Raw genomic sequence first — 10,646 nt, forward strand, 5'->3', positions numbered from 1 at the left:
TCGTCGGTGCGGCTGGAGAGAATGACGACGGGCATGGAAAGCCCTTCGTCGCGCCACTCCTGCAGCAGGTCGTAGCCTGATTTGTCGGGCAGACCGAGGTCGAGCACGATGAGGTCGGGCATGTCGTCGGCGACCGACTGACGGGCGGCGCTGGCGCTCGGCGCCTCCTGCACCTCGTAGCCCTGCGCAGTCAGGCCGACGCGAAGCAGCTTGCGGATCGGAGGCTCGTCGTCGACGACGAGGATTTTGACGGCTGGACCGGTCATCTGAGTTCATCCAGTTTCGGAATGTCGGTGGGTTTCGGCAGGCGGATGGTGAAGACGGCGCCCGGACGGCCCGTCCGGTTGCCGGCGGTGATCGTGCCGCCCATCGCCTCGATGAAGCCGCGGCAGATGGAAAGGCCAAGCCCGGTGCCGGCGCGCACCTGATCGCCCTTGCGTACGCGGTAGAAGGTGTCGAAGACGCGGGTGAGATCGGCCGGTGGGATGCCCGGGCCTTCGTCCGAAATCTGCACGACGACGTTGTCGGCATCGGCCCAGCCGCCGATATGGATTACCGATCCCTCGGGCGCGTATTTCGCGGCATTGTCGAGCAGGTTGAAGATCACCTGCTCGAACAGGACAGGATCGACGCGCACCATCGGCAGGTCGGCGGGGATGCTCATCTCGGCCTTGTGGCCGTCGAGGATCTTTGCGGCACGGCGCAGCGCGCTGCCGACGATATCGCCGGCATAATGCAGCGCGGAGTTCGGCTCCATCGCGCCGGATTCGATCTTGGTCATGTCGAGCAGGTTGGCGATGAAGCGGTTGAGGCGTTCGGATTCGTCGACGACGGTCGACAGCAGGTCGCTGCGATCCTCCTCCGGCATCGAGGCGAAATAATCGCGCAGTGTGCCGGCGGCGCCGAGGATGGCGGCAAGTGGCGTCTTCAGGTCGTGCGAAATCGATGTCAGCAGGGCCGAGCGCAACCGGTCCGCTTCGGCCGCAAGTCTTGCCCGGTCGACATCGGCGACGAGCTGGATGCGTTCGATGGCAAGGGCCGCCTGGTCGGCCAGCGCATCCAGCAACCGCTGTTGCTCCGGCGTCAGCAGCGGTCCGTCGCGGCGGTCGCTGTCGAGGCCGATGACACCGACAGCGGTGCGCCCGGTTCGGAGCGGCACATAGAGGCGTTTGGCGCCGGGCAGGGTATCGGCGCCGCGGCCGGCGGCATGATTGTGCTCCCAGGCCCAGCGGGCGGCGGCGATATCGGCGTCGTCCAGCGTGTCGTCAGGGGGATAACCGGCCTTGACGGCAATGCTACCCTCTTCCGGCAGCAGCAGCACGACGCGGACCTTCAGCATCGAGGCGAGCTGGAAGGCCGTCGCCCAGAGCACGTCGTCGAGCGTGCCCGTGCCGGCGAGCTTTTTCGAGAAGAGATAGAGGTCTTCAGTCGTGCGCGCCCGCTGGCGGGCGGCGGCCGCCTGGCGCTGCACGGTCGCGGTCAGGTTACTGGCGATGATGGCGACACCCAGGAAGAAGAAGAGGGCGAGCACGCTTTCCGGATCGCTGATCGTCAGCGTGTAGCGTGGCGGCAGGAAGAAGAAGTTGAAGGACAGTGCGCTGAGGATGCAGCTGTAAAGGGCCGGCCGCAGGCCGTGGAGGACGGCGGAGGTCAGCACCGCCATCAGGAAGACGAGGGCGAGGTTGCGCACGTCGAGCACTTGGTCGAGCACGACGCTGACGCCGAGCGCGATGGCGACATAACCGGTTGCCAGTAGGTAGGCCCCGAAATCCAGCTCAGGCGCAACGGCCGCAGCCCTGACGCCACGCGCGGTGGTGCCGTCCTTCTCGTTGCCTGAAATGACATGGACGCTGATCTCGCCGGTCTTGCGGATCAGCTCGTCGGTGATCGAGCGGCTCCACCAGTCGCGCCAAGTCGGTTTCTTCGGGGCGCCGATGACGATGTGGGTAACGTTGTTGGCGGTGGCGTGGCGGACGAGCTCTTCGGCTACTTCGCGGCCGGGAAGGGTGATCGCCTCGCCGCCGAGCTGCTCGGCAAGGCGCAGTGTGGCGGCGACCGTATCGCGCTCGGCTTCGGTGAGATTGATCGAGCGGTTGGTCTCGATATAGACGGCAGCCCAGGGCGCGCGCAGCCGCGAGGCCATGCGGGCGGCATAACGCACCAGCGAAGCGGAGCGCGGATGGTGGTCGACCGAGACGAGAACGCGTTCGCCCGCCGCCCAGGGGCCTGATATGGCATGGGCCTGCATATGGGTGAGCAACTGGTCGTCGACGCGCTGGGCGGTCTTGCGCAGCGCAAGTTCTCTGAGCGCCGTCAGATTGCCTGGCGTGAAATAATTGGTCAGGGCCTGCTCGGCAGTGCGCGGCATGTAGACCTTGCCGTCATGCAGGCGCTTGATCAGATCATCCGGCGTCAGGTCGATGATCTCGACGTCGTCGGCAAGGTCGATGATCGAGTCCGGCACTGTCTCGCGCACGCGGATGCGGGTGATCTGCGAGACGACGTCGTTCAGGCTCTCGACGTGCTGGATGTTCAGCGTCGTATAGACGTTGATGCCGCGATCGAGCAATTCCTTGACGTCGAGGTAGCGCTTCGGATGGCGGCTGCCCTCGGCATTGGTATGGGCGAGTTCGTCGACCAGCACGAGATCCGGCCGGCGGGCGAGGATGCCGTCGAGGTCCATTTCCTCGAGCGGCCGGCCCTTGTAGCTGATTTCGACGCGACGGATGATTTCGAAGCCGGCGACGAGTGCTTCGGTCTCCTTGCGGCCATGGGTCTCGACGACGCCGATGACGACATCGAGACCGTCGGCGATCTTGGCACGACCGGAGACGAGCATCTCGTAGGTCTTGCCGACGCCGGGGGCCGCTCCGAGAAAGATCTTCAGACGGCCGCGCGTCTCAGCCCGGGCTTTTTCGAGAAGCGCATCGGGCGATGGCCTGCCGGCCTGGTCGCGATTGTCGTCTGGCATGCGTATGGTCTTTCTGCAGATGGCTGCCGAGGCGGGCGCTAGTTCCCGGTCCCTCATCAAGTCAGTTCGGCCGAGTGGTCGGCATTGTTTGGTTTAGCTGACGCATGGCATTCCTGACACGGTCGTCTGCTCCGTGAGTGGCTCCTTCCGTCAGCCCGACCCTCCGTCATGCTCGGGCTTGACCCGAGCATCAAGCCGCATCCGTCAGCAGCCACGGGCATGGATCCTCGGGTCAAGCCCGAGGATGACGGAGAGCGGGGTTGGCCTTTTCGCCAAACTCGCCCCCAGCCTGGCAAACTCACTCAGTCATAGAAGCATCAAGGCTCTGATTCAACGCCAGAACATTGACCGTAGGTTCGCCGAGAATGCCGATCTCGCGGTCTTGAATGGCGCCGTCGACCAGGGCCTTGACCTTGGCTTCATCCATGCTGCGTGCCTTGGCGACGCGCGGTACCTGGAAATAGGCCGCTTCCGGCGAGATATGGGGATCGAGGCCGCTGCCCGAAGCGGTGACGAGGTCGGCGGGGACCTCGGCCGTCGGGTTCGCCGCCTTGGCTGCCTCGTAGTCACCCTTGACGCGGTCGATCAGCTTCTGGCTGGTCGGGCCGAGATTCGAACCGCTGGAGGCAGCCGCATTGTAGCCGTCGCCGGCGGCCGAGGGGCGCCCGTGGAAATATTTGTCGCTGGTGAAGGCCTGGCCGATCAGCGTCGAGCCGATCACCTGGCCGTTCTTCTCGATCAGGCTGCCGTTCGCCTGGGTCGGGAAGAGGGCCTGGGCAGCACCCGTCATGGCGAGCGGATAGATAAGGCCGGTGATGACGGTGGTGGCGATGATCATGACGATTGCCGGACGAAGTTCTTTCAACATTGTCTTACTCCTTGGAGTGTTCTTTTGCGAAGAGCTCCGGTTCCGATCCTCTCGGAACCGGGATGGCTCCAGGCCTTAGGCAAGGCCGAGGGCTGCGACAGCCATGTCGATCGCCTTGATGCCAATGAAGGGGACGATGATGCCGCCGGCACCATAGATCAGCAGGTTGCGCGACAAGAGCGCGCCGGCGCCGATCGGACGGTAGCGCACACCCTTCAGCGATAGCGGGATCAGCGCGATGATGATCAGCGCGTTGAAGATAATCGCCGAGAGGATGGCGCTTTGCGGCGTCGAAAGCCCCATGACGTTCAGGACGCCGAGCTGCGGGTAGAAGGTCAGGAACATCGCGGGGATGATGGCGAAGTACTTGGCGATGTCGTTGGCGATCGAGAAGGTCGTCAGCGCGCCGCGCGTCATCAGGAGCTGCTTGCCGATCTCGACGATCTCGATGAGCTTCGTCGGATCGCTATCGAGATCGACCATGTTGCCGGCCTCGCGGGCGGCGACCGTGCCGGTGTTCATGGCGACGCCGACATCGGCCTGGGCAAGCGCCGGCGCATCATTGGTGCCGTCGCCGCACATGGCGACGAGCTTGCCCTTCGCCTGTTCCTCGCGCATCAGCGCCAGCTTCATCTCCGGCGTTGCCTGGGCGAGGAAGTCGTCGACCCCGGCCTCGGCGGCGATGGCGGCTGCCGTCAGCGGGTTGTCGCCTGTGATCATCACGGTGCGGATGCCCATGCGGCGCAGCTCGGTGAAGCGCTCGCGGATACCGCCCTTGACGATGTCCTTCAGCTGGATGACGCCGAGCAGCCTGCCATCGCGGGCAACCGCCAGCGGCGTGCCGCCCGATTTGGCGACCTCGTCGGCGATCGACTGCAGTTCACGCACGACTTCGCTGCCGTTCTTCGAGGATGCGTCGCCGTTGACATGAGCCAGCACGGCATCGACCGCACCCTTGCGGATCGAGGCGCCTTCGAGATCGACGCCGCTCATGCGGGTCTGGGCGGTGAAGGGCACGAAGCTTGCCTTGAGGCTTGCCATGTCGCGGCCGCGGATCGCATATTTCTCCTTGGCGAGCACGACGATGGAGCGGCCTTCCGGCGTCTCGTCGGCAAGCGAGGCGAGTTGGGCGGCATCGGCGAGATCCTGTTCGGACACGCCGCGAACCGGGCGGAAGGCCGTCGCCTGGCGATTGCCGAGCGTGATCGTGCCGGTCTTGTCGAGCAGCAGCGTGTCGACGTCGCCGGCGGCTTCGACCGCGCGGCCGGACATGGCGAGCACGTTGAAACGGACGAGGCGGTCCATGCCGGCGATGCCGATTGCCGAGAGCAGCGCGCCGATCGTCGTCGGGATCAGCGTGACGAAGAGGGCGACGAGCACGATGATCGGGATCGAGCCGCCGGCATAGATGGCAAAGCTCGGGATCGTCGCCGTCGCAAGCACGAAGATCAGCGTCATGCCGGCGAGCAGGATGTTAAGGGCGATCTCGTTCGGCGTCTTCTGGCGCTCCGCACCTTCGACGAGCGCGATCATCCGGTCGATGAAGGTCGAGCCGGCAGCGGCGGTGATGCGGACGCGGATCCAGTCGGACAGCACCTGCGTGCCGCCGGTCACCGCCGAGCGATCGCCGCCGGATTCGCGGATAACAGGGGCGGATTCGCCTGTTATCGCCGCTTCGTTGACGGAGGCCACACCTTCGATGACTTCGCCGTCCGACGGGATGATATCGCTGGCCTCGACAAGCACGATGTCGCCAACCTTGAGGCTGGTGCCCGGCACCATGCGATAGCCGCTGCCATTATTGGCGGTGAGCAGTTTGGCCTGGGTTTCGGTGCGCGCCTTGCGCAGCGAATCCGCCTGCGCCTTGCCGCGGCCTTCGGCGACGGCTTCGGCGAAATTGGCAAACAGCACGGTGAACCAGAGCCAGAGATTGATCTGGAACGAGAAGCCGAGATTGCCGTTGCCCGCCACCAGATCGCGCAGGAAGAGCACGGTGGTCAGCACCGAGACGGTGGCCACGACGAACATGACCGGGTTTCTGGCAAGCGCGCGGGGGTTGAGCTTCTTGAAAGCGGCCCCCACGGCCGGAATGAGGATGCGAGAATCCATGACGCTCGCGGATTTTGCCTGGCTCATAAGAGACTCCAGCTTTGAAACGAGGATGGCGAACCGGAAGCCGGTCAGCCCTGTAGGATTTTGAAGATGGCGGCGATGACGAGGAGGCCTGCCATCATCACCAAGATGATGTCGGAGGCGCGGGTCGTCGGGCCATTCCCTCGTCCCGGCGCACCGGGACGAGGGTGGAAGGCGTTGCGAAGCCTGTGACGGAGGATCATGGCATCACCTCAGAAGGTCTGGCCGGCGATCATGACCAGGTGCTCGACGACAGGGCCAAGCGCCAAGGCCGGGAAGAAGGTCAGACCGCCGACGATCAGGATTGTGCCGACAAGCAGGCCGACGAAGAGCGGACCGTCGGTCGGGAAGGTGCCTGCCGAGGCCGGAACCGTCTTCTTGGCGATCAGGGAGCCGGCGATGGCAAGCGCCGGAATGATGACCAGGAAGCGCCCGGCGAGCATGCCGATCCCGAGTGTCACGTTGTACCAGGGCGTGTTGCCGGTCAGGCCGCCGAACGCCGAGCCGTTGTTGGCTGCCGCCGAGGTATAGGCATAGAGGATTTCGGAGAAGCCGTGCGGGCCGGCGGTGCCGATCGAGGCGACGGCGGAAGGCATCACCGTGGCGATCGCGGTGAAGACCAGCATGGCGAGCGGCAGGCAGAGGATGGCGAGAACGGCCATCTTCATTTCCTTCGCCTCGATCTTCTTGCCGAGATATTCCGGCGTGCGGCCGACCATCAGGCCGGCCACGAAGACGGCGACGATGATGAACAGCAGGATGCCGTAGAAGCCCGCGCCGACACCGCCGACGATGATTTCGCCGAGCTGCATGTTGATCAGCGGGATGAGGCCGCCAAGCGCGGTAAAGCTGCCATGCATGGCATTGACCGCGCCGCAGGAGGCGGCCGTAGTGATGACGGCAAAGAGCGAAGACAGGGCGACGCCGAAGCGGACTTCCTTGCCTTCCATATTGCCGCCACCAAGGCCGAAGGCATGCATCAGCGGGTTGCCGGCAGCTTCGGCCCAATAGGTGATACTGACACCGGCGATGAACAGCACGCCCATCGTGGCAAGGATCGCCCAGCCCTGGCGTTGGTTGCCGACCATGCGGCCGAAGACGTTGGTGAAAGCCGCGCCGATCGCGAAGATCGAGACCATCTGGATGAGGTTGGAGATCGCGTCGGGATTTTCGAACGGATGGGCCGAATTGGCGTTGAAGAAGCCGCCGCCATTGGTGCCGAGCATCTTGATCGCAAGCTGCGAGGCGACAGGCCCGATGGCAATCGTCTGCTGCGCGCCTTCGAGCGTGGTCGCATTGACATAAGGTCCAAGCGTCTGCGGCACGCCGAGATAGACGTAGACGATGGTCAGCACGATACAGATCGGCAGCAGGATGTAGAATGTGCCGCGGATCATATCGACCCAGAAATTGCCGATCGCCTTGCCCGACGCCCGTGCGAAGGCACGGATGAAGGCGACCGCGATCGCCATGCCGGTCGCGGCCGACAGGAAGTTCTGCACCGTGAAGCCGGCCATCTGGGTCAGGTACGACATCGTGCTTTCGCCGCCGTAATTCTGCCAGTTGGTGTTTGTCGGAAAGCTGATGGCGGTATTGAACGAAAGCTCCGGCGGGACGGCGGCCATACCAGCCGGATTATAGGGCAGGATGTCCTGCAGGCGCAGGAGCGCGTAGAGGACGAGGACGCCGAGCAGGTTGAACATCAGCATCGCGAAGGCATAGGAAGTCCAATGCTGCTCCTCGCGCTCGCTGGTGCCGGCAATACGGTAAAGCCCCCGTTCGATCGGAACGAGGACCGGAGAGAGGAATGTGCGCTCGCCATTGTAGACACGCGTCATGTAACCGCCGAGCGGTTTGACGAGCACGAGGACGATCCCGCAGTAAAGCAGGATCTGAAGCCATCCGTTGAGGGTCATTTGGGGTAACTTTCAATTCCCGGCTGCTTCTCGGTCGCGCATGGGCGACCTCAGAAGCGCCAGTTCTCTTCAAAAGCGTTCTGGGCGAAGGAGAGCGTAGGTGAGGTAAACGGTGAGAAACACGGTTACGGCACCGCTCAAGACATAATCGAGGGTCATCGTCGCTTCTCCTGTCAAAGCCTGTCGCAGGCTCGGGTGTAGGCAAAGCACAGCGCGAAGAATATGATCGCGGTGCCGAGTAGAATGATATCCATCATGATCGTGACTCCTGTTGTTCTTCTTGGAGTCAGACAAGACAAAGGGCGCTGGGAGGCCGCCTTTCATGCTTTCTGGCGTGGAGATGATCTTTTCAATCTCTCGGCCCTCAATATGGAGCCGAAGGGCATAAAGGTTCGAGACGGACGACAGGCCATCTATATAAAAATCTTATAAATGCCCTTGCGGGGCTGCTCGCCGTCGGACCAGGCTGGTGCAGTTTTTGGACCGGCGGCTGCCGGTGCTGGATCCTCCGGCAAATCCGCGTGAGCATTTTATCATTTGTTGAGCAAAAGCCTTCGCAATCTGGTTGAATTGGGAAGGCTTCGGGCTCTATAGTCGGCTTCAACGCTGCCCGATGGAGTCATGGGCAAGCCACTAGGGAAGGAAACCGACGATGACCAAAGTCCGCGCGCTTGTCCTCGAGCGCCAGCATGAGCTTGCGCTCCGCGATATCGATCTGCCGCTCGAAACCGGCCCCGGCGAGGTGAAGATCAGGATCCACACGGTCGGCGTCTGCGGTTCGGACGTGCATTATTACACGCACGGCAAGATTGGCCCCTTCGTCGTCAACGCGCCGATGGTGCTCGGCCATGAGGCGGCGGGAACGGTGGTCGAGGTCGGCGCCGGCGTCACGCATCTGAAAGTCGGCGACCGCGTCTGCATGGAGCCCGGCATTCCCGATCCGAACTCCAAAGCAAGCCGGCTCGGCATGTACAATATCGACCCGGCCGTGACCTTCTGGGCGACCCCGCCGATCCACGGCGTGCTGACGGCGGAGGTCGTGCATCCCGCCAACTACACCTTCAAGCTGCCCGACAATGTCAGCTTCGCCGAAGGCGCCATGGTCGAGCCCTTCGCCGTCGGCATGCAGGCCGCCACCAAGGCGAAGATTACGCCGGGTGATACTGCCGTCGTCCTCGGCGCCGGGCCGATCGGCACGATGGTGGCGATCGCGGCGCTTGCCGGCGGCTGCGCCCGCGCCATCGTCGCCGATCTCGCCCAGCCGAAGCTCGATATCGCCGCGCAGTACCAGGGCGTCATTCCGGTCAATATCCGCGAGAAGAACCTGGCCGAAGAGGTCAGCAGGCTGACCGACGGCTGGGGCGCCGATGTCGTCTTCGAATGCTCCGGCTCGCCGAAGGCCTGGGAGACGATCATGGCGCTGCCGCGCCCCGGCGGCGTCATCGTCGTCGTCGGCCTGCCGGTCAACCCGATCGGCTTCGACGTCTCGACGGCGTCCACCAAGGAAATCCGCATCGAGACGGTGTTCCGCTACGCGCACCAGTATGAGCGGTCGATCGCGCTGCTCGGCTCGGGACGCGTGGATCTGAAGCCGCTGATTTCCGAGACCTTTAAGTTCGAGGATTCGATCACGGCTTTTGATCGCGCTGTCGAGGCCCGACCGAGCGACGTGAAGCTGCAGATCGTGATGGAGTAGGGCGCTACAGCGCTTCTATGAGTGCTTGGCGCTCAGTTTCATCTTGCGAAAGGCAAGAGCCGCGGCTGCGACGACAGCCGCGGCTCCGATTGCAATCAGCAGATGACGATGAAGGGGAAGGTGGCCCAATGTCTGTTGGATGCCGTGCCCGAAGAGATAGCCGAGCGCCGTGAACAACTGCCCCCATACCAACGCGGCCACGGCATTCAGGATGACGAATTTACCGGTCGCTATTCGCGTCGTCCCGATGACCATCGGGCTGATCGTCCGCAATCCCACCAGGAAACGAAACGCAAGGATGAAGCCTGTGGGATATCTTTCCAGAAGCCGGGTGGCGCGCGCCAGCGCCGGCCTTTCCATCAGCCGGCGGACGAGACCCCATCCAGCGGCATAACGGCCGGCGAAGAACCAGAACTGATCGCCGGCGAAGGATCCTGCCGTAGCCGCAAGCGACGCCGACCAATAGGTCAGCAGCCCGCGGTGGGAAATCACGCCGCCTAGGAAGGCCGCTGTTTCGCCTTCGAAGGCCGCACCCAGAAATATCGCCAACAGGCCGTAGTGCTCGATCAGCAGTTCGATAGACACTCAGCCCGCCTCCAGCTATCGCTTTCGAAGCATCAATTCATAGCTGAACCGGCTTCAAATCCCCAAGCAGTGTCGGGATCAGCTCTGACACCGTCGGATGGATCGGCACCGACCATTGCAATGCGGGATAGGTCGTTCCCGCATTCATCGCGTCTATGATGCCGTGGATCACCTCGTCGCCTTCGATGCCAAGGATCGCCGCACCGAGGATTTTTTTAGTCTCGGCGTCGGCGATCACCTTCATGAAGCCCTTCGTCTCGCCGCGCTCGTTGGCGCGGCCGACGCGGCTCATCGGCCGGGTCGAGATCATGATCTTGCGTCCCGAGGCGCGCGCCTGCTTCTCCGTCATGCCGACACGGCCGAGCGGCGGGTCGATATAGAGCGCATAGGCCATGATGCGGCTCGAGACCTTGCGGTCGTCGCCGTCGAGCAGATTGGCGGCGGCGATCTCGAAATCATTGTAGGAGGTGTGGGTGA

The 10,646-nt window shown here is 63.6% G+C and carries 8 protein-coding genes and 2 pseudogenes; 1 reads left to right on the forward strand and 9 read right to left on the reverse strand.

Going from position 1 to position 10,646, the window contains the following annotated elements; translation table 11 throughout:
- The 7 genes and pseudogenes from FY112_RS38060 to FY112_RS26825 all read right to left on the reverse strand — a co-directional run.
- Positions 1–266, reverse strand: a pseudogene (locus tag FY112_RS38060) (response regulator); the annotation flags it as partial.
- Positions 263–2,971, reverse strand: coding sequence for a sensor histidine kinase KdpD (locus FY112_RS26805; RefSeq protein ID WP_094088376.1), 2,709 nt, complete (start codon positions 2,969–2,971; stop codon positions 263–265). The pseudogene FY112_RS38060 and the gene FY112_RS26805, both read right to left, overlap by 4 nt.
- Before the next feature lie 298 nt (positions 2,972–3,269).
- Entirely contained in the window at positions 3,270–3,839 is a 570-nt protein-coding gene (gene kdpC / locus FY112_RS26810; RefSeq protein WP_151519679.1) for a potassium-transporting ATPase subunit KdpC, read from the reverse strand.
- Positions 3,840–3,914: 75 nt separating this feature from the next.
- Complete coding sequence (gene kdpB, locus FY112_RS26815) at positions 3,915–5,975, reverse strand: potassium-transporting ATPase subunit KdpB (protein ID WP_151519680.1); 2,061 nt, start codon at positions 5,973–5,975, stop codon at positions 3,915–3,917.
- 44 nt (positions 5,976–6,019) lie between these two features.
- The gene (locus tag FY112_RS36935; RefSeq protein ID WP_017957997.1) at positions 6,020–6,175 is read right to left on the reverse strand and encodes a hypothetical protein; all 156 of its coding nucleotides are present in this window, start codon (positions 6,173–6,175) and stop codon (positions 6,020–6,022) included.
- A gap of 9 nt (positions 6,176–6,184) precedes the next feature.
- Complete coding sequence (kdpA, locus tag FY112_RS26820) at positions 6,185–7,888, reverse strand: potassium-transporting ATPase subunit KdpA (protein ID WP_094088672.1); 1,704 nt, start codon at positions 7,886–7,888, stop codon at positions 6,185–6,187.
- A 69-nt stretch (positions 7,889–7,957) separates the two neighbouring features.
- Positions 7,958–8,047, reverse strand: coding sequence for a K(+)-transporting ATPase subunit F (locus FY112_RS26825; RefSeq protein ID WP_003547774.1), 90 nt, complete (start codon positions 8,045–8,047; stop codon positions 7,958–7,960).
- Between the two features lie 493 nt (positions 8,048–8,540).
- On the opposite strand from FY112_RS26825, the gene FY112_RS26835 reads away from it, so the two are divergent.
- Positions 8,541–9,584, forward strand: a complete 1,044-nt coding sequence (locus FY112_RS26835) for an NAD(P)-dependent alcohol dehydrogenase (protein ID WP_017958000.1) — start codon at positions 8,541–8,543, stop codon at positions 9,582–9,584.
- 15 nt (positions 9,585–9,599) lie between these two features.
- On the opposite strand, the gene FY112_RS26840 is transcribed toward FY112_RS26835, so the two are convergent.
- Together FY112_RS26840 and FY112_RS38065 are read right to left on the reverse strand one after the other, a co-directional pair.
- Positions 9,600–10,169, reverse strand: coding sequence for a DedA family protein (locus tag FY112_RS26840; protein ID WP_151519682.1), 570 nt, complete (start codon positions 10,167–10,169; stop codon positions 9,600–9,602).
- Positions 10,170–10,206: 37 nt separating this feature from the next.
- Positions 10,207–10,646, reverse strand: a pseudogene (locus FY112_RS38065) (pyruvate/2-oxoglutarate dehydrogenase complex dihydrolipoamide dehydrogenase); the annotation flags it as partial.

This window comes from Rhizobium sp. PEPV16, assembly GCF_008919455.1.
GTDB lineage: Bacteria > Pseudomonadota > Alphaproteobacteria > Rhizobiales > Rhizobiaceae > Rhizobium > Rhizobium leguminosarum_Q.

Bases quoted from the DNA above. Each gene is read 5' to 3' on its own strand.
- kdpA (WP_094088672.1), bottom strand. From the start codon at position 7,888: ATGACCCTCAACGGATGGCTTCAGATCCTGCTTTACTGCGGGATCGTC.
- FY112_RS36935 (WP_017957997.1), bottom strand. From the start codon at position 6,175: ATGATCCTCCGTCACAGGCTTCGCAACGCCTTCCACCCTCGTCCCGGT.
- FY112_RS26835 (WP_017958000.1), top strand. From the start codon at position 8,541: ATGACCAAAGTCCGCGCGCTTGTCCTCGAGCGCCAGCATGAGCTTGCG.
- FY112_RS26805 (WP_094088376.1), bottom strand. From the start codon at position 2,971: ATGCCAGACGACAATCGCGACCAGGCCGGCAGGCCATCGCCCGATGCG.
- kdpC (WP_151519679.1), bottom strand. From the start codon at position 3,839: ATGTTGAAAGAACTTCGTCCGGCAATCGTCATGATCATCGCCACCACC.
- kdpB (WP_151519680.1), bottom strand. From the start codon at position 5,975: ATGAGCCAGGCAAAATCCGCGAGCGTCATGGATTCTCGCATCCTCATT.
- FY112_RS26825 (WP_003547774.1), bottom strand. From the start codon at position 8,047: ATGACCCTCGATTATGTCTTGAGCGGTGCCGTAACCGTGTTTCTCACC.